The sequence below is a fragment of the Neoaquamicrobium sediminum genome (genome assembly GCF_040970315.1).
Classification (GTDB): Bacteria; Pseudomonadota; Alphaproteobacteria; order Rhizobiales; family Rhizobiaceae; genus Aerobium; species Aerobium sediminum.
This window is the reverse complement of sequence record NZ_JAZHFV010000003.1, coordinates 278,069-295,605: the sequence shown is the minus strand read 5'-3', so window position 1 is coordinate 295,605 and position 17,537 is coordinate 278,069. Positions and strand designations below refer to the sequence as shown.

Annotated in this window: 18 protein-coding genes; 2 read left to right on the top strand and 16 right to left on the bottom strand. The window is 63.4% G+C overall.

All coding sequences use genetic code 11. From position 1 onward, the window contains the following. Positions 1-25 precede the first annotated feature (25 nt). From ntrC to dusB, 3 genes are read right to left on the bottom strand one after another with little or no spacing between them, the layout of a single operon-like run. On the bottom strand, positions 26-1,480 hold the full coding sequence (gene ntrC / locus V1479_RS11995; RefSeq protein WP_368803094.1) for a nitrogen regulation protein NR(I): 1,455 nt from the start codon (positions 1,478-1,480) through the stop codon (positions 26-28). Further along, positions 1,477-2,610 carry a two-component system sensor histidine kinase NtrB gene (locus V1479_RS11990; RefSeq protein WP_368803093.1) on the bottom strand — a complete coding sequence of 378 codons (1,134 nt, stop codon included), beginning with the start codon at positions 2,608-2,610 and terminating at the stop codon, positions 1,477-1,479. The genes ntrC and V1479_RS11990 overlap by 4 nt, the downstream gene beginning before the upstream one ends. Then, entirely contained in the window at positions 2,607-3,632 is a 1,026-nt protein-coding gene (gene dusB / locus V1479_RS11985; protein WP_368803092.1) for a tRNA dihydrouridine synthase DusB, read from the bottom strand. The genes V1479_RS11990 and dusB overlap by 4 nt, the downstream gene beginning before the upstream one ends. A gap of 166 nt (positions 3,633-3,798) precedes the next feature. Between dusB and V1479_RS11980 the strand changes: the two genes are divergently transcribed. Further along, the gene (locus V1479_RS11980; protein WP_368803091.1) at positions 3,799-4,998 is read left to right on the top strand and encodes a bifunctional 2-C-methyl-D-erythritol 4-phosphate cytidylyltransferase/2-C-methyl-D-erythritol 2,4-cyclodiphosphate synthase; all 1,200 of its coding nucleotides are present in this window, start codon (positions 3,799-3,801) and stop codon (positions 4,996-4,998) included. Continuing rightward, the gene (locus V1479_RS11975) at positions 4,995-5,486 is read left to right on the top strand and encodes a CinA family protein (RefSeq protein WP_368803090.1); all 492 of its coding nucleotides are present in this window, start codon (positions 4,995-4,997) and stop codon (positions 5,484-5,486) included. Before V1479_RS11980 ends, V1479_RS11975 begins: the two co-directional genes overlap by 4 nt. Here the strand turns inward: V1479_RS11975 and V1479_RS11970 are convergent. The 13 genes from V1479_RS11970 to V1479_RS11910 form a co-directional block, all read right to left on the bottom strand. Beyond that, a complete protein-coding gene (locus tag V1479_RS11970) occupies positions 5,483-5,956 on the bottom strand; it encodes a type II toxin-antitoxin system RatA family toxin (RefSeq protein ID WP_368803089.1) in 474 nt (157 codons plus the stop codon). The genes V1479_RS11975 and V1479_RS11970 overlap by 4 nt on opposite strands. Before the next feature lie 9 nt (positions 5,957-5,965). Continuing rightward, the gene (locus V1479_RS11965; RefSeq protein ID WP_368803088.1) at positions 5,966-6,523 is read right to left on the bottom strand and encodes a P-loop NTPase family protein; all 558 of its coding nucleotides are present in this window, start codon (positions 6,521-6,523) and stop codon (positions 5,966-5,968) included. Beyond that, the gene (gene lipA, locus V1479_RS11960; protein ID WP_368803087.1) at positions 6,520-7,491 is read right to left on the bottom strand and encodes a lipoyl synthase; all 972 of its coding nucleotides are present in this window, start codon (positions 7,489-7,491) and stop codon (positions 6,520-6,522) included. Before lipA ends, V1479_RS11965 begins: the two co-directional genes overlap by 4 nt. Positions 7,492-7,560: 69 nt before the next feature. Next, on the bottom strand, positions 7,561-9,000 hold the full coding sequence (lpdA, locus tag V1479_RS11955) for a dihydrolipoyl dehydrogenase (RefSeq protein WP_368803086.1): 1,440 nt from the start codon (positions 8,998-9,000) through the stop codon (positions 7,561-7,563). 15 nt (positions 9,001-9,015) lie between these two features. Continuing rightward, on the bottom strand, positions 9,016-9,657 hold the full coding sequence (locus V1479_RS11950) for an SGNH/GDSL hydrolase family protein (protein WP_368803085.1): 642 nt from the start codon (positions 9,655-9,657) through the stop codon (positions 9,016-9,018). 26 nt (positions 9,658-9,683) lie between these two features. Further along, positions 9,684-10,232, bottom strand: a complete 549-nt coding sequence (locus V1479_RS11945) for an HdeD family acid-resistance protein (RefSeq protein WP_368803083.1) — start codon at positions 10,230-10,232, stop codon at positions 9,684-9,686. A 36-nt stretch (positions 10,233-10,268) separates the two neighbouring features. Then, positions 10,269-11,651, bottom strand: coding sequence for a pyruvate dehydrogenase complex dihydrolipoamide acetyltransferase (locus tag V1479_RS11940; protein ID WP_368803082.1), 1,383 nt, complete (start codon positions 11,649-11,651; stop codon positions 10,269-10,271). A gap of 161 nt (positions 11,652-11,812) precedes the next feature. After that, entirely contained in the window at positions 11,813-12,106 is a 294-nt protein-coding gene (locus V1479_RS11935) for a DUF5076 domain-containing protein (RefSeq protein WP_368803081.1), read from the bottom strand. Between the two features lie 2 nt (positions 12,107-12,108). Then, positions 12,109-13,527, bottom strand: a complete 1,419-nt coding sequence (locus tag V1479_RS11930) for a pyruvate dehydrogenase complex E1 component subunit beta (RefSeq protein ID WP_368803080.1) — start codon at positions 13,525-13,527, stop codon at positions 12,109-12,111. Positions 13,528-13,540: 13 nt separating this feature from the next. Continuing rightward, positions 13,541-14,584: a pyruvate dehydrogenase (acetyl-transferring) E1 component subunit alpha gene (gene pdhA, locus V1479_RS11925; protein WP_368803079.1), complete on the bottom strand. Its 1,044-nt coding sequence runs from the start codon at positions 14,582-14,584 to the stop codon at positions 13,541-13,543. A gap of 170 nt (positions 14,585-14,754) precedes the next feature. Further along, on the bottom strand, positions 14,755-15,078 hold the full coding sequence (locus V1479_RS11920) for an FtsB family cell division protein (protein ID WP_368803078.1): 324 nt from the start codon (positions 15,076-15,078) through the stop codon (positions 14,755-14,757). An 88-nt stretch (positions 15,079-15,166) separates the two neighbouring features. Beyond that, complete coding sequence (gene eno, locus V1479_RS11915) at positions 15,167-16,441, bottom strand: phosphopyruvate hydratase (RefSeq protein WP_368803077.1); 1,275 nt, start codon at positions 16,439-16,441, stop codon at positions 15,167-15,169. A gap of 84 nt (positions 16,442-16,525) precedes the next feature. Next, positions 16,526-17,518, bottom strand: a complete 993-nt coding sequence (locus tag V1479_RS11910; RefSeq protein ID WP_368803076.1) for an isopenicillin N synthase family dioxygenase — start codon at positions 17,516-17,518, stop codon at positions 16,526-16,528. Positions 17,519-17,537: the final 19 nt, after the last annotated feature.

Here is a 17,537-nt window from a genome sequence, read left to right as displayed (position 1 = left end):
CGGGAGGTGGAAAGAGGGTAATCGGCTATTTCGAGGCGCGATAGACGTTGACGCCCAGCTCACGGATTTTCTTGCGCAGCGTATTGCGGTTCAGGCCAAGCAATTCCGCTGCCTTGATCTGGTTGCCACGTGTCGCGGTCATCGACGCGAGCACCAGCGGATATTCCACTTCGGCGAGGACGCGCTGGTAGAGCCCGGGTGGCGGAAGCTCAGTGCCGAAACCGGCAAAATAGCGCTGAAGGTGAAGCTCCACCGCCTGACTGATCGTGATGTCGTCGGGCAGCATGGCAGCCGCAGGCATCGAAGGCGAGACGTCGACGGTGCGCAGCTCGGTCTCGATGATCTCGGCGGTGATTTCGTCCTGCGGATAGAGCGCGGCCAGCCGCCGGATGAGATTTTCCAGCTCGCGCACATTGCCCGGCCAGGGGTACCGCTTCATCAATTCGACGCCGGCTGTGGAGATGCGCTTGGGCTGCAGCCCTTCCTTCTCGCCGAGCTTGAAGAAATGGCGCACGAGGTCGGGCACGTCCTCCGCGCGCTCGCGCAGTGCCGGCAGGCGCAGCGGGACCACGTTGAGACGATAGAACAAATCCTCGCGGAAAAGCCCCTGATTGATGAGCGTGCGCAGATCCTTGTTGGTGGCGGCTACGATGCGCACATCGGTGCGGATCGGCGTGCGCCCGCCGACGGTCGTGTATTCGCCCTGCTGAAGCACGCGCAGCAGCCGCGTCTGTGCCTCCATCGGCATGTCGCCAATTTCATCCAGGAACAGCGTGCCGCCCTCGGCCTGCTCGAAGCGGCCGGTCGAGCGGTTCTGCGCGCCCGTGAAGGCACCCTTCTCGTGGCCGAAAAGTTCCGACTCGATCAGGTCGCGCGGGATGGCAGCCATGTTGATGGCGACAAACGGCCCGCTGCGGCGGCGGCCATATTCGTGCAGCGCTCGTGCGACCAATTCCTTGCCGGTTCCGGACTCGCCGGTGATCATCACCGTGAGGTCGGTTTGCATCATCCGCGCCAGCATGCGGTAGATGTCCTGCATCGCCGCCGAGCGACCGACGAGCGGCATCGGGTCCGGTTGCTCGTCGCCGCGCATGTCGGGCACGTGGCGGCGCGGCTCGGACAGCGCGCGATTGACGATTGTCAGAAGCTCGGTGAGATCGAATGGCTTCGGCAGGTACTCGTAGGCACCCGTTTCCGAAGCGCGGATCGCCGTCATGAAGGTGTTCTGCGCGCTCATGACGATGACGGGAAGGTCTGGCCGTGCCTTCTTGATGCGCGGGATCATGTCGAAGGCATTTTCGTCCGGCATCACCACATCGGTGATCACCAGATCGCCCTCGCCCGCTGCGACCCAGCGCCAGAGCGTGGAGGCATTGGAGGTCACGCGTACATCATGGCCCACGCGCGACAGCGCCTGGTTCAGAACGGTCCTGATCGCGGCGTCGTCGTCGGCGACGAGGATGTTTCCGCGCGTTGTCATGCAGCGCTTCCTTCTTCGGCTGTGTCGTCCATGGCCCGCGGCTCCCTCCAGGCCGGCATGAGGACGCGGAATGTGGTGCCGCGCGCGGACGAGTCGCATTCGATCACCCCGCCATGCTCGCCCACGATCTTGGCAACCAGCGCCAGCCCGAGGCCGGAACCATTTGTCTTGGTGGTGATGAACGGATCGAACAGGATCGGCAGGATGTCGTCGGGCACGCCAGGCCCGTTGTCGTGAACGCAGAATTCCAGCGGAAGCGAGACGCGATCCTGCGTGCCGGGCACGGAAAGTCGTATACCTGGACGGAAAGCCGTAGACAGCGTGATTTCACCCTCGGGATCGCCGCCGATGGCTTCGGCCGCGTTCTTTACCAGGTTGATGAAGACCTGGATGAGCTGGTCGCGGTTGGCATAGACGGGCGGCAGCGAAGGATCATAATCCTCCACGATGCGCACGCGCTTGCCAAAACCGTTCCGCGCCAGCGCCTTCACGTGGTCGAGCACGACATGAATGTTGACCGGCCAGCGGTCGATCGGCCGCTCGTCGGAAAAGACCTCCATGCGGTCGACGAGCGAGACGATGCGGTCGGTCTCGTCGGTGATGAGGCGGGTGAGCGCGCGGTCCTCGTCCGAAACCACCGTTTCCAGAAGCTGCGCCGCACCCCGGATACCCGACAGCGGGTTCTTGATCTCGTGCGCCAGCATGGCGGCCAGCCCGGTGACAGACCGCGCTGCGCCCCGGTGGGTCATCTGCCGGTCGATCTTGTCGGCCATCGACCGTTCCTGGAACATCACGACGACGTGGCCCGGCAGTTCCGGGACCGGCGCGACGTAGAGATCGACTATCCGCTCCGTGCCCAGCCGCGGTGACGAAATGTCGACGCGATATTCGTTGAACGGCGCTCGGCGCTCGCGCACCTGCTCGACCAGCGTCAGCAGTGGGCTGCCGAAAGGCACGAAACGCTCGAGCCCGTCTCGGGCGAGCATCGCGGCGCTGGAGCGGAAAAAATCCTCGGCATCGGCGTTGGCGAACGGGATGCGCCCATCCGGCGCGACCATGATGACGGGATGGCGGATCGTGTTGAGGACGATCGCCGCGGGGTCGATACCTGCAGGAAGGTCCGACGTCATGCGGCATTCCTCAAAACGGCCTCGGCTGCAGTCGAAAACACGCTACGCAGACCACCGATTACCATTGCCGGCTCGGTCGACGTCATGACGAGGCGGCGAAGCTCATCCGAGACGGCGGGAGCGTGGCGGTCGAGATACCAGCCGAGATGCTTTCGGGCCTGACGGAGGCCAGACTCGGTTCCGTACAAAGTGAGCATGTCCTCATAATGATTTGTAATATAATCACAAAGTTCGCTCGGTGAATGCGGAGCGCCGTCGCCGCCACCATCGCCAGCCTCGGCTGCGATCGCGCCGGCAAGCCATGGCGCGCCATAGTGGCCCCGGCCGACCATAACGGCGTCTGCGCCCGACTGTGCGAGCATCTCCGTCGCATCTGCGAGTGTCTGGACGTCGCCATTGGCAACGACCGGGATGCTCACGGCCTGCTTGACCCTTGCGATGGCGCGCCAGTCCGCGCTGCCCTTGTAGAACTGGCAGCGCGTGCGGCCATGAACGGTCACCATGGCGACGCCGGCCTCCTCGGCCTGCCGCGCTATATGGGGAGCATTGATTGCATCCTCGTCCCAGCCAAGGCGCATCTTGACCGTAACCGGAACCTCGACCGCGCCGATCACCGCCTCGATCAGCGACAAGGCATGGTCGGGGTCGCGCATCAGCGCCGAACCGCAATAGCCGCCGGTGACCTTCTTGGCCGGGCAGCCCATGTTAATGTCTATAACGTCGGCGCCTTCGCCAGCCGCGATCCGTGCGCCTTCTGCCATCCATTCGGCATCCCGGCCCGCAAGCTGCACGACATGGATCGGAACGTCGGGACGGCGGATGCGTAGCGCGGAGTTGCGCCGGCCCTTGGCGAGCTCGCCGCTGGCCACCATTTCGGACACGACCAACCCTGCCCCGTGCATGGTCGCACGCTTGCGAAAAGGCTCATCGGTAATCCCAGACATCGGCGCAAGGAAAACGCGGTTTCCAACCGTGAGGCCTCCGATTTGAAGGGGCTTCGCGATTTTGGTGGAAGGGTTCATGCACAAAAACCAAGCAATCCTATTTGCTGCACAACGCCTAACCAGAATCGGCGCGTTGTGCAACTGCGAAAACGTGCGGGATGGCGCGTGCGGGCGAATTTGGCTGGCGAATCCGCGCACAGGTAACTAAGCCTTGCCGTGACTTCAATGGAAACCCGGGCAAAACATGACGACAGGCGGGATCGGTGTGGTAATCGTGGCGGCGGGGCGCGGCGAGCGCGCCGGGCAGTCCGCCGAAGGTCCCAAGCAATACCGGCGGATCGGCGGCATGCCGGTGATCCGCCGCACGCTCGACGCGTTTCTCACGCATCCCGCCATCGGTGCCGTCGCGGTGGCCATCCATGCCGATGACGATGCGCTGTTTGCCGAAGCCGCGGGGGATGCTGCCGGGGACGTGATCGTCGTTCACGGCGGCAAGACGCGCCAGGCATCGACACGCCTTGCCCTTCTGGCGCTCAAGGAGCGCCGGCCCGCGGCGGTCCTGATCCACGATGCGGTGCGGCCCTTTGTCGATGCTGACCTGGTCGATCGCGTGGTTGTAGGGCTCGACCATGGCGGAGGCAGCCTGCCTGCCCTGCCCGTTTCCGATACCCTCAAGCAATCCGGCGCCAAAGGCCTAGTCGAGCGCACGGTGCCGCGCGAGGGGCTGCATGCCGCACAGACGCCACAGGGCTTTCCCTTCCAGGCGATCCTTGCGGCTCATGAAAACGCTTTCGCCGCAGACCGCGACGACTTCACCGATGACGCCGCGATTGCGGAATGGGCAGGCATTCCGGTGCGCATCGTTCAGGGCTCGCCGGACAATGTGAAACTCACATGGGCAAGGGATATCGAGATGGCAGATGCACGTCTTTCGTCGTCGGGTGCCTTTCCCGACGTGCGCACCGGCAATGGCTATGATGTGCACAGTTTCGGCGAGGGCGACCACGTCACGCTGTGCGGCGTCGACATTGCCCACCACCACAAACTCTCCGGGCACTCCGATGCCGATGTCGGCCTGCACGCGTTGACCGATGCATTGCTGGCAACCTGCGGCGCGGGTGATATCGGGACGCATTTCCCGCCGTCCGACATGCAATGGAAGGGGGCGGCCTCGCGCATTTTCGTGGAAGAGGCCGCGCGCATCGTGCGTGAGCGCGGCGGGCGGATAGCAAACGCCGATATCACGGTGATCGCCGAGGCGCCCAAGATCGGCCCGCATCGCGCGGCTATGACGAAGGCTCTCTCCTCGATGCTGGGCATTTCGGCCGACCGCGTCTCGGTCAAGGCAACAACAAACGAGCGGCTCGGCTTTGTCGGACGCGAGGAAGGCATTGCGGCCATCGCCACGGCCACGGTCGTCTACCCCGGAGGATTGCCGGAATGAGCGATCTGACGCCCCTCGCCCGCCGCTTCCTCGAGAGCTGCAAGGAAGCCGGCATTCTTGCCGCGACGGCAGAATCCTGCACGGGCGGGCTCATCATCGCTCATCTCACCGACATTCCGGGTTCGTCGGCGATGGTCGATTGCGGGTTCGTGACTTATTCCAACGAAGCCAAGATGGCGATGATCGGCGTTGCAGAGGAAACGCTCGCTGCCCACGGCGCCGTTTCGCGCGAAACAGCGCTAGAGATGGCTTCGGGCGCGCTTGCCCGCAGCCGCGCGGGCATCGCGCTTTCGGTCACCGGTATTGCAGGCCCGGACGGGGGCAGCGCGGAGAAGCCGGTCGGGCTCGTGTGGTTCGGCGTTGCGGTCAGTGGTCGCGAGCCTTTTGCCGAAAAGCGCATCTTCGACAATCGCGGCCGTGACTTCATACGCAACGAAACCGTGCGCACGGCGCTGGAACTTGGAGTTGCGGCCCTGTCGAAAGACTAGCTTCCAGCTTTGGCCTGGCGATCCGTGCCGTAGACTTCGTCTGCGCGCTTCTCGAAGGCCTCCGCAAACATGCGGAAGGCGCGGTCGAACATTGCGCCCATCAGTGCGCCCAGTATCCGGCTCTTGAACTCATAATCGATGAAGAAGCCGATTTCGGTGCCGCCCCCGGCCGCTTCCTCGAACAGCCAGCGATTGTTGAGGTATTTGAACGGCCCGTCGATGTATTTGACGTCGATGCGGTTCTCGGCAGGCTTCAAAACGACCTGGCTCGTGAAGGTCTCGCGGATCGCCTTGTAGCCCACGGTCATGTCGGCAACGAGCAACGTCACCCCATCGCGCTCCCGCCGCGACCGGACTCTCAGCGCCTCGCACATCGGCAGGAACTCGGGATAGCGTTCGACGTCGGCTACCAGCGCGAACATCTGCTCCGGCGTATGGGCAACGACTCTCTTTGTTTCGTAGCTAGGCATCAGAAACGGCTACACCGGTGTTTTCAGTCGGGCAAGCAGGGCATCGGCGTCGGCGTAATGCCGCAGAACCACAACCGGCACGTCTGGCCGGTGCATTTCTATCTGCCCTGTGATCTCCGGCGTCTCGTTTTTCTCGAAATTCCAGATGTAGCGCAGGAACTCCAGATCGATCTTTTCGGGGCAGCCGGCTGCCATTCCAGGCCGAACCGTGCCGGCATGACGCCACCAGCGGCGAACGACGCGGGAGAGGCACAGCCATCGCGACAGGCGAAACCAGACGACCAGGTCTGTGCGGGGCAGCCTTATATCCAGTGTGCCGGCGCTGTTGCCGTCCATGATCCAGCGCTCGCCGGCCGCCGCCTCGGCCATCATGCGTCTGATCGCGGCCCTGTCGCGCAGCTTCCAGCCCGGTAGCCAGAAAAAATCCCGGTCCATCGGTATGTGCGGCAGGCCAAGCGCCTGCGCCAGGGCAGCGGAAAATGTCGACTTGCCAGCGCCCGAACAGCCGATCACCAGCACCCGCTTTGCATCGCTCAGCGGGGCGTCGCGCCAGTCGACGAGATTCACGCCCGGGCCAGCGCCAGCTTCTTTTCACGGGCGGCGCGGAGCCGTGCAAAATCGTCGCCGGCATGGTGAGACGAGCGCGTCAGCGGGCTCGACGAGACCATCAGGAAGCCCTTTGTGTAGGCGACGGTCTCGTAGGACTTGAACTCGTCCGGGGTCACGAACTTCTTCACCGGATGGTGCTTGCGCGACGGCGCGAGGTACTGGCCGATCGTGATGAAATCGACATCGGCGACCCGCAGGTCGTCCATGAGCTGAAGCACTTCGTTTCGCTCCTCGCCGAGCCCGACCATGATGCCGGACTTGGTGAAGATCGTCGGGTCCAGCTCCTTGACCCGCTGCAGCAGCCGGATCGAGTGGAAGTAGCGCGCGCCGGGCCGCACCGTCAGATAGTTCGACGGGACGGTCTCGAGGTTGTGGTTGAATACGTCGGGCTTGGCGGCCACCACGGTCTCCAGAGCGCCGGAGGCGTCCTTGCGCAGGAAATCCGGCGTGAGGATCTCGATGGTCGTGTCCGGTGACGCATCGCGGATCGCGTGAATGACGTCGGCGAAATGCTGCGCGCCGCCGTCGGCGAGGTCGTCGCGGTCGACCGAAGTGATTACGACATGCGATAGGGCCATCTGGCGCACGGCCTTTGCGACATTGGCCGGCTCTTCCAGATCGAGCGGCGTCGGGATGCCCGTCGCCACGTTGCAGAACGCGCAGGCCCGGGTGCAGATCTCGCCCATGATCATGAACGTGGCGTGCTTCTTGTCCCAGCATTCGCCGATGTTGGGGCAACCCGCCTCCTCGCACACGGTGACGAGGCGGTTGGACTTCACGATTTCGCGTGTTTCGAGATAGCCCTTCGATACAGGTGCCTTGACGCGAATCCACTCCGGCTTGCGCAGCACCTCCTGATCGGGCCTGTGAGCCTTCTCCGGGTGGCGCGGGCGCGGTTTTTCCACGAGATCGAGAACGTTGACCATACGAGAAAAGTCCTTGTCGTCCGGCTGATATAGGCCTTGGCGGGGCGGAATGAAACCACCCCGGCCAGCCTAGATGTTCAATGCGCGGCCATAAGCGTCTAGCACGCTTTCCTTCATCGTTTCCGAAAGCGTGGGGTGCGGGAAGATCGTGTGCATCAGTTCTTCCTCGGTCGTTTCGAGGTTCATCGCGACGACGAAGCCCTGGATGAGCTCGGTCACTTCCCCGCCAACCATATGCGCGCCGAGAAGCTGGCCGGTCTTCTTGTCGAACACAGTCTTGACGAGCCCCTGGTCGTCGCCCAGCGCGACGGCCTTGCCGTTTGCGACGAACGGAAAGCGGCCGACGCGGACGTCGTGGCCGGCGTCCTTTGCCTTCGCTTCCGTGAGGCCAACCGACGCCACCTGCGGATGGCAATAGGTGCAGCCCGGCACGAGCGACTTGTCCATCGGATGAACGTTAAGGGCTGCGATCTTCTCGACGCAGATGACGGCCTCGTGCTCGGCCTTGTGGGCCAGCATCGGCGGGCCGGCAACGTCACCGATGGCGTAGACGCCCGGCACGCTGGTGCGGCAATAGCCGTCGATGGCGATCGCGCCTCGCTCCAGCTTCACGCCCAGTTCCTCAAGGCCGAGCCCTTCGGTGTTGCACTGGACGCCGACGGCCGAGATCATCCGGTCGGCGGTGATCTTCTCCACGGAGCCGTCCTTTTTCTCGACATGCGCCGTGACCTGATCGCCGCCCTTGTCGACTTTTGTAACCTTGGCTTCGAGGATGAACTTCATCCCCTGTTTCTCCAGCCGCTTCTGCGCGAATTTGGAGATTTCCGCGTCTTCGACCGGCATAATCTGCGGCATCAGTTCCACGACCGTCACGTCGACGCCCATGGTGCGGTAGAAGGATGCGAACTCGATGCCGATGGCGCCGGAGCCCATGACCAGCAGCGACTTCGGCATCTTGTCCGGTACCATCGCCTCGAAATAGGTCCAGATGAGCTTGCCGTCCGGTTCGATGCCGGGCAGCGCGCGCGGCCGTGCGCCCGTGGCAACAATGATGTGCTTTGCCGTATAAGTGCCCTCGCCCAGCGTGTTCTTCGGCGCTGGCACCTGCGGTTCCATGGGTTTCTTGCTGGTCTTGGAAACGATGATCTCGTTGGGCTTGGTCAGCTTCGCCTCGCCCCAGATCACGTCGACCTTGTTCTTCTTCATCAGGATGCCGACGCCGCCATTCATACGGGCGGCAATACCGCGGGAGCGCTCGACGATCGCCTTGAGGTCCGGCTTTACCCCGTCGACCGAAAGGCCGAAATCCTTGGCGTGGCTGGCGAGATGCATGACCTCCGCCGAACGCAGCAGCGCCTTGGTGGGGATACAGCCCCAGTTGGAGCAGATGCCCGCCAGATGCTCGCGCTCGACGATCGCCGTCTTCAGGCCGAGCTGGGCCGCCCGCACCGCTGCGATGTAACCGCCGGGGCCGGCCCCGATGATGATGACGTCGTAGCTCTGGGCCACTGGCATTCTCCTCAATCAGATTCCAAGCATCATCCGCACCATCGGCTCGATGCCCTTGCCGATGGCGCGTGTGTTGGCGGCATCCAGATGCACACCGTCCACCGGGGTGGTCTCGGCGACGGAACCGGCATCGAAGAAGCCGCAGCCGGTGTCGTCGGCCAGGTCGGCATAGAGGCTAGCGAGCATGCGCGACTGTGCGACGCCGCCGGCGAACATCGCCGCGAATTCGGCATTGGCGGTCTCGCACAGCGGTGGCGGGGCGACGATAAGCACGGCTGGCGGCTCGGTGGTGCCGTCGCGCGTCGCGTTCAGGCGAACGATCTCGACCAGCCTGCGCATGCCCTGCAAGGCGGCGAGCGCGGTGCCCGCGATCGCCGGCTTCATGTCGTTGGAGCCGAGCATGATGATGACGAGATCGAGCGGTGCGTGCGCGTAAAGCGAGGTGGGCAGGATGCGCACCCCGTTGCGGTCGCAAGCCGCAAGATGCTCGTCATAGGCCGTCGTGCGTCCGCGCAGACCGTCCGTCACGACGTGAACCGCCGGGCCAAGCGCCTTCTGCAGGACGTTTGGCCAACGATCCTCGAAGGCATGCCGCCCGCCAGTATCGGCGTCGCTGCCCCATGTGATGGAGTCGCCGTAGCAGAGGATCGTTTTCATGGACGGTTCCGGCTGGAGTTTGCGGGTTACTGGTTCAGCGACCGCAGGCCGAGCGCCACGAACAGGAACAGCACCCCGTTCGAGATCAGCTCTACGCCCAGCAGGATGCCGAGCACGGACACCGCCGCCCATGGGAAGTCGGCGAGGATCAGAATGCCGAGCCCGAGCGACAGAATGCCGGAAAGCAGCACCCAGACCCATCCGGCCACCGGCCGCAGCGAAAACGCGTACATCAGTTTCACCACGCCCAGTGCCAGGAAGAGCACCGCGACCAGCAACGTCAGCGAGACCATGCCGGCAAGCGGGTTGAAGATCAGCGAGATGCCGACCACCAGCGTCAGGATGCCGAACAGCAGTGCCCAGATGAAGCCGCCCCAGCCCTGCACCTGAAACGCCTGGATGATCTGTAGCGCGCCCAGGAAGGCAAAGGCCCAGCCGGCCATCAGCGTGGCTGCTAGCGTGGCTGCGAATGGGTTCAGCAGCGCCAGCACGCCGCCGATGAGGGAGATGACGGCAAACACCGCCATCCATATCCACGAAGTCCTGAGCTTTGCTTCATGCGTTGCGGTGGCCATGACAGTCCCTCCTTAGCCGGGCACCATGCCCGGGTTCTAAACGAGCATGCCGAGCGGGTTCTCGATGGTACGCTTGAAGGCGGCCAGCAGTTCGGCGCCCAGCGCGCCATCCACTGCACGATGGTCGGTGGAGAGCGTCACCGTCATCACGTTGGCGATCTTGATCTCGCCGTTCCTGACGATCGGACGCTCCTCGCCCGCGCCGACTGCGAGGATGGTCGCATGCGGCGGGTTGATGACGGCAGAGAAGTCCTTGATGCCGAACATGCCGAGATTGGAAACCGCCGTCGTTCCGCCCTGATATTCCTCGGGCTTCAGCTTGCGGGAGCGGGCGCGCACAGCCATGTCCTTCATCTCGTTGGAGATGACGGACAGCGTCTTCTCGTCCGCCTTGCGCACGATCGGAGTGATCAGTCCACCCGGGATCGAAACGGCGACACCGACATCGGCGTGCTTGTGCTTGAGCATGCCGCTTTCCGTCCACGATGCATTGGCGTCAGGCACCTGCATCAGCGCGACGGCCATCGCCTTGATGACCATGTCGTTGACCGAGAGCTTGTAGGCAGGCGCCTCGCCCTTCTCGGTCTTCTTCATCGGCGCGGCATCGTTGAGCTGCTTGCGCAGCGCCAGCAGCGCGTCGATCTCGCAATCCAGCGTCAGATAGAAATGCGGGATCGTGCTCTTGGCCTCGACCAGACGGCGCGCGATGGTCTTGCGCATGTTGTCGTGCGGTACGAGTTCGTAGGAGCCTTCCTCGAACAGCTTGAGCACGGCATCGTCAGACATCGGCTTGGGTGCTGCCGGGGCGGAGGCGGGCGCACCTGCCTGCGACTTGGCGGCCGTAGCGGTTCCGCCTGCTATCGCTGCCTCGACATCGGCCTTGACCACCCTGCCCTTCGGGCCGGAGCCGGAGACCGCAGCCACGTCGATGCCGGCATCTTTGGCGATGCGGCGCGCCAGTGGTGAAGCGAACACGCGGGAGCCGGATGCGCCATCGGCCGCAGCCTTTGGCTCGGGCGTTGCAGTCGGCTTCGGCGCCGGCTCGCTGCCCGGCCCGTCGGTGTTCGGCGGGCTTGCCTTTTCTTCCGCAGGAGCTACTTTTTCTTCTGCAGGCGCTGGCTTTTCCGCCTTCGCCGCACCGCCGCCGCCCGACTTCGCTGCCTCCGCCGCATCCTCGCCTTCCTCGGCGAGAACGGCGATCAGCGCGTTGACCTTGACGCCTTCGGTGCCGGCCGGAACGACCAGCTTGGCGACCGTGCCTTCATCCACGGCTTCCACTTCCATGGTCGCCTTGTCGGTCTCGATCTCGGCTATGACATCGCCGGGGGCGACCTTGTCGCCTTCTTTGACCAGCCACTTGGCGAGGTTGCCCTCCTCCATGGTGGGCGAAAGGGCCGGCATGGTGATTTCAATGGGCATCGCTCACTCCTGGATTAGCTTGTAGAGGCCGCGAATAACGGACTGTCCGGAGACGGTAAGTACAGGTGACCGGACGTCATTTATCTCGGTGCTCCGACCCTCCAAGACAGCCTCGGTGTTGACATAGGTGGCTGGGCGTTTGGTGTCGCTCATCGGCTGACCTAGTGCTTCCTTGAAAGTGAACTGTAGTTCAGGTGATGGTAATCCGACATGCGTCCTTGATAGCCGCTCTCAATGGCAGCGAAGGTTTCCGACATTGGAATGTCGTCCTGTTCCAGCCGCATTCTGGCGATGTGAACTGCAACATCAGCAATCACCATCCCCCAGTTGTTACCTTCCGGTCCGAAGATATTGCGCATCGTCACCACGGAGTCTTGAGCTATCCAGACACGCAACACTTCGTCGAATGTCGGATCGCCAGCAACCTCGTCCGGTACGTCGAGATCGTTGGACATGATCAGCTCCGGTAGGTGACGGCTTTCACCGCCTCGACGACCTCGGCGACGCTGGGCAGCGCCAGCTTCTCGAGATTGGCCGCATACGGCATCGGAACATCCTTGCCGGCGATCGTGATAACCGGCGCGTCGAGATGGTCGAAGGCGCGCTGCATCACCTGGCTGGCGATGTGGTCGCCGACGGAGGATTGCGGGAAGCCTTCCTCGACAACCACGAGGCGGTTTGTCTTCTTGACCGATGCGATCACCGTGTCGAAGTCCAGCGGCCGGATGGTGCGCAGGTCGATGATCTCGACATCGAGGCCCATGCCACGCAGTTCGGCTTCTGCCTTGACCGCATAGGTCATGCCGATGCCGAAGGAGACGAGGGTGACGTCCTTGCCTTCCTTGTGGATGCGCGCCTTCCCGATGGGCAGTACGAAATCGTCCATCTTCGGCACGTCGAAGGACTGGCCGTAAAGGATTTCGTTTTCCAGGAAGATCACCGGGTTCGGGTCGCGGATCGCCGCCTTGAGCAGCCCCTTCGCATCGGCCGCGGTATAGGGCATCACCACCTTGAGGCCGGGAATGTGCCCGTACCAGGCGGCATAGCACTGCGAGTGCTGGGCAGCCACGCGGGCTGCCGCCCCGTTGGGACCGCGGAAGACGATCGGCGCGCCCATCTGGCCGCCGGCCATGTAGAGCGTCTTGGCGGCCGAATTCACGATCTGGTCGATCGCCTGCATGGCGAAGTTGAAGGTCATGAATTCGACGATGGGCTTGAGCCCGGCCATCGCCGCGCCCACGCCGACGCCCGCAAAGCCGTGCTCGGTGATCGGCGTATCGACGACGCGTCTGGCCCCGAATTCCTGCAGCAATCCCTGCGTGATCTTGTAGGCGCCCTGATATTCGGCAACCTCCTCGCCCATGACGAAGACATCCTCGTCGCGGCGCATTTCCTCGGCCATCGCGTCGCGCAGTGCTTCGCGCACGGTGGTCTGCACCATCTCGGTGCCAGCCGGGATATCTGGATCGGCAGCGACTTCCGCCTTTGGCGCCGCCGGCACCGGGCTGGCGTCCGTATCCGGTTTCACGGCTTCGGCCGGCTCCTCGCGCGGCTTTCCATCGGCGTCGTTTGCCCCTGCCGGAGCCTTCTCGGGCGCAGCGCCCTTGCCCGAACCGATGTCGCCGGCGCTTTCGCCCTCGCCCAGCAGCACGGCAATCGGCGTGTTGACCTTCACGCCCTCGGTGCCTTCGGCCACGAGAATCTTGCCAAGCGTGCCTTCGTCAACGGCCTCGACTTCCATGGTCGCCTTGTCGGTCTCGATTTCGGCGATGACGTCGCCGGGGGCGACGACGTCGCCCTCCTTCTTGACCCATTTTGAAAGATTGCCCTCTTCCATCGTCGGAGAAAGAGCGGGCATGAGGATTTCAATCGGCATGGTCCGCCTCCCTCTAGAGCAGAATATCGGTGTAGAGCTCGGACGGATCCGGCTCGGAATCGGTCTGTGCGAAATCGGCAGCGTCAGCGACGATGTCCCGCACTTCCTTGTCGATCTTCTTCAGGTCGTCCTCCGTGGCCCACTTGGCCTCCAGCAGCCGCGCCTTGACCTGTTCGATCGGGTCGTGCTCCGAGCGCATCTTCTGCACTTCGTCCTTGGAGCGGTATTTGGCCGGGTCGGACATCGAATGGCCGCGATAGCGATAGGTCTGCATCTCGAGGATGATCGGCCCGTTACCCGAGCGGCAGTGCTCGACAGCCATCTCGCCGGCACTCTTGACCGCGCGGACGTCCATGCCGTCGACCTGCATGCCCGGTATGCGGAACGATGCACCACGATGGGAGAAGTCAGTTTCGGCCGATGAGCGGCTTACCGAAGTGCCCATTGCGTAGCGGTTGTTCTCGATGATGTAGATGACGGGCAGCTTCCACAGCGAGGCCATGTTGAAGCTCTCGTAGACCTGGCCCTGGTTGGCGGCGCCGTCGCCGAAATAGGTCAGCGAGACGTTGTTGTTACCCCGATACCTGTTGGCGAAGGCGAGCCCGGTGCCGAGCGAGACCTGCGCGCCGACGATGCCATGGCCGCCGTAGAAGTTCTTCTCCTTGGAGAACATGTGCATCGAGCCGCCCTTGCCCTTGGAGTAGCCTCCCCGGCGGCCCGTCAACTCGGCCATCACGCCACGCGGCGACATTTCCATCGCCAGCATGTGGCCGTGGTCTCGATAGGCGGTGATCATCTGGTCGCCATCGATCAGGGCCATCTTCATGCCCGTCACGACCGCTTCCTGCCCGATATAGAGGTGGCAGAAACCGCCGATGAAGCCCATTCCGTAAAGCTGGCCGGCCTTTTCCTCAAAGCGCCGTATCAGCAGCATGTCGCGATACGCCTTGAGTTCGTCTTCCTTGGTGAATTTCGCTGGCGGCGGCGCTTTGCGCGCGGACTGGGTCTTGGCATCCGCTTTCGATTTTGCGGACGTCTTCCTGGCGGCTGTCGCCATGGGTCGCTCCCTGTTTCGTCTCTTCACGGACCGAGGGCGACATCCAGCCTCCCTCATTTAAGGAAAGGCTACCACGCGAAATCGCGATCCGCCATGCGGAAAAACGCATGGCTCACATGCACATAAACATCTCTATTTGCAGGGTATTCCCACGATTAACCGACTTTCGGTTAATCCACCGGAAGCGGCCTCATGATCACGACCTCGTCCGGAAGACCCAGGTTCAGGGCCCGGCGCGCATGCTCGTCGAGCATGTCCTTTTCGAGGGTTCCATCATGCAGGAGCTGGACGCGACGTTCAAGACGAATGCGTTGCGTCTTGACGGCTTCGAGGTTGCTCTCGAGCGAGGCCACGCGTTCTTCCAGCCGGTATTTGGAGTAGATGCCGTATTCGCCATTGAAGGCGTGGAACCCGAAGTAGGACAGGAACACCGCCGCGATCGCCGGAACGATCAACGCACCCGTGTTCCTTTTCTTATGCTGACGTGTCCACATGGCAATGACGCGATACTCAAAACAACCGCCTCATTGGACACCATTATGCTTAAGGGGCGGTTACCATCGTAGCCGCCCCTTTCAATTTTCAGCCCTTCAGGATGCTCTTGCCCGCGTAACGCGCGCTCTTGCCGAGCTCCTCCTCGATGCGCAGGAGCTGGTTGTATTTTGCCAGCCTGTCGGAACGGGCAAGCGAGCCGGTCTTGATCTGCCCGCAATTGGTCGCGACCGCGAGATCGGCGATGGTCGAATCCTCGGTCTCGCCCGAGCGGTGCGACATGACGGCGGTGTAGCCGGCCTTGTGGGCTGTCTCGACCGCGTCGAGCGTCTCGGTCAGCGAGCCGATCTGGTTAACCTTGACGAGGATCGAATTGGCCACGCCCATGCGGATGCCGTCCTTGAGGCGGGCGGAGTTGGTGACGAAGAGGTCGTCGCCGACGAGCTGGACATTCTTGCCGCAGAGGTCGGTGAGGATTTTCCAGCCATCCCAGTCGTCCTCGGCCATGCCGTCCTCGATAGAGATGATCGGGTAGTCGGCGGCAAGCTTGGCGAGATATTTCGCCTGCGCCTTGGGATCGCGCGTCTTCTTCTCGCCCTCGTAGACGTAGGCGCCGTCCTTGAAGAACTCGGTAGCCGCGCAATCGAGCGCGATGGCAACCTGCTCGCCGGGCTTGTAGCCGGCCTTCTCGATGGAGGCGAGGACGAAGTCGAGCGCCGCCTGGGCGTTCTTGATGTTAGGCGCGAAACCGCCTTCGTCTCCGACATTGGTGTTGTGGCCGGCGTCCTTCAGACCCTTCTTGAGAGTGTGGAAGATTTCCGCGCCCCAGCGCAGGCCTTCACGGAAGGTCTCGGCGCCGACCGGCATGATCATGAATTCCTGGAAATCGATAGGGTTGTCGGCATGGGCGCCGCCATTGATGATGTTCATCATCGGCACCGGCAGTACGTGCGCGCCAGCGCCGCCGACATAACGGTAAAGCGGCAGCGAGGAAGCTTCGGCCGCCGCCTTGGCGACCGCGAGCGACACGCCGAGGATGGCGTTTGCCCCCAGACGGCCCTTGTTGGGCGTTCCGTCCAGTTCGATCATCGTGCGGTCGATCTGAATCTGGTCTTCGGCCTCGAGCCCGCCGATCGCCTCGAATATCTCGCCATTGACGGCATCGACCGCGCTTTTGACGCCCTTGCCGAGGTAGCGCGAGCCGCCATCGCGGAGTTCCACCGCCTCGTGCGCGCCGGTCGAGGCGCCGGAAGGCACGGCGGCGCGGCCCATCGAGCCGTCCTCCAGCACAACATCGACCTCGACGGTCGGATTGCCGCGGCTGTCGAGTATTTCGCGGCCGATGATGTCGATGATTGCAGTCATGGCGAGGTCCCTTCGCTGGAGAATGGCGGGTCGTCGCCCTCTTAGCGAAAGGACCGGTGCGAGGCAATCGGCAGCGCGGGCGCTTCAGGCCGCGGGTTTCACCGTCGCCTGGAATTTCGACATCAGGTAGGGCCCCGACAGGACCGGTTCATATTTCGGCTTTTCGCCCGGTGCCAGACAGGTCGGCAGGCAGGCGATCTCCTGATGCCAATTGGGCTGGTGGAAGAAGGCGAAGGACTGGCGGCGCGACGATGCGCCGGCAGCGAGCTGCGGGTTGACCACGCGATGCAGCGTCGAGACCCAACGATCGTTCGTCCAGCGTGCCATCAGGTCGCCGATGTTGATGACGAAGGCGCCCGGCACGGGTGGAACGTCGACCCATTCGCCGGCTGGATCGAGAATCTGCAGGCCGCCGGAGCCCGCCTGCGGCAACAGGATCGTCAGACTGCCGTAATCGGTATGCGCGCCGGCACGCAACTGGCCGGGCTTCGGTGGCACTGCCTGTTCGGGATAGTTCAGTGCGCGCAGCGCACTGATCGGCTTGTCGATCGTCGCGGCAAAGGCGTCTTCCGGAAGGTGCAGCGCCACCGCGAAGACCTGCATGATGCGGGCGGCCAGATCTTCCATGGCGCGATAATAGGCTGTCCAGGCATCACGAAAGCCGGCCGGTCCCGTGGGCCAGATGGTATCCGCATAACAGAAGGCCAGGGCCTGCTCGTCGTTAAGCCCCTCCGGCACCGACAGCGGCCCGCCGTTGAAGCTCTCCTTCAGGTCCGGCGGGGTGTCTTCTCCCCGCGATTTCGCCAGCGCCTCGAGCTCCGGTCCGAGATAGCCGTAGGGATAGCCCGCATACGGCGCCCGCGCCTCGTGCTTCTCCTGTGCCGGCAGGTCGAAGAAATCGTGCGCCGCATTCCAGGCCCGATCGATGACCTCCTGCGGAACGCCGTGGCCGGAGATCGCCAGAAAGCCGGTTTCCCGGCAGATGCGATCGACCTCCGCGCCAAGCGCTTCCCTGTCGGCACCGGTCGCGGTCTCGAAACGGGAAAGGTCGAAGACCGGAAAGCTTTTTGCGGACATGAAGGGCTCCTGCGTTACA

Bases quoted from the DNA above. Each gene is read 5' to 3' on its own strand.
- ntrC (WP_368803094.1), bottom strand. From the start codon at position 1,480: ATGACAACGCGCGGAAACATCCTCGTCGCCGACGACGACGCCGCGATC.
- V1479_RS11990 (WP_368803093.1), bottom strand. From the start codon at position 2,610: ATGACGTCGGACCTTCCTGCAGGTATCGACCCCGCGGCGATCGTCCTC.
- dusB (WP_368803092.1), bottom strand. From the start codon at position 3,632: ATGAACCCTTCCACCAAAATCGCGAAGCCCCTTCAAATCGGAGGCCTC.
- V1479_RS11980 (WP_368803091.1), top strand. From the start codon at position 3,799: ATGACGACAGGCGGGATCGGTGTGGTAATCGTGGCGGCGGGGCGCGGC.
- V1479_RS11975 (WP_368803090.1), top strand. From the start codon at position 4,995: ATGAGCGATCTGACGCCCCTCGCCCGCCGCTTCCTCGAGAGCTGCAAG.
- V1479_RS11970 (WP_368803089.1), bottom strand. From the start codon at position 5,956: ATGCCTAGCTACGAAACAAAGAGAGTCGTTGCCCATACGCCGGAGCAG.
- lipA (WP_368803087.1), bottom strand. From the start codon at position 7,491: ATGGTCAACGTTCTCGATCTCGTGGAAAAACCGCGCCCGCGCCACCCG.
- V1479_RS11950 (WP_368803085.1), bottom strand. From the start codon at position 9,657: ATGAAAACGATCCTCTGCTACGGCGACTCCATCACATGGGGCAGCGAC.
- V1479_RS11945 (WP_368803083.1), bottom strand. From the start codon at position 10,232: ATGGCCACCGCAACGCATGAAGCAAAGCTCAGGACTTCGTGGATATGG.
- V1479_RS11940 (WP_368803082.1), bottom strand. From the start codon at position 11,651: ATGCCCATTGAAATCACCATGCCGGCCCTTTCGCCCACCATGGAGGAG.
- V1479_RS11935 (WP_368803081.1), bottom strand. From the start codon at position 12,106: ATGTCCAACGATCTCGACGTACCGGACGAGGTTGCTGGCGATCCGACA.
- V1479_RS11930 (WP_368803080.1), bottom strand. From the start codon at position 13,527: ATGCCGATTGAAATCCTCATGCCCGCTCTTTCTCCGACGATGGAAGAG.
- pdhA (WP_368803079.1), bottom strand. From the start codon at position 14,584: ATGGCGACAGCCGCCAGGAAGACGTCCGCAAAATCGAAAGCGGATGCC.
- V1479_RS11920 (WP_368803078.1), bottom strand. From the start codon at position 15,078: ATGTGGACACGTCAGCATAAGAAAAGGAACACGGGTGCGTTGATCGTT.
- eno (WP_368803077.1), bottom strand. From the start codon at position 16,441: ATGACTGCAATCATCGACATCATCGGCCGCGAAATACTCGACAGCCGC.
- V1479_RS11910 (WP_368803076.1), bottom strand. From the start codon at position 17,518: ATGTCCGCAAAAAGCTTTCCGGTCTTCGACCTTTCCCGTTTCGAGACC.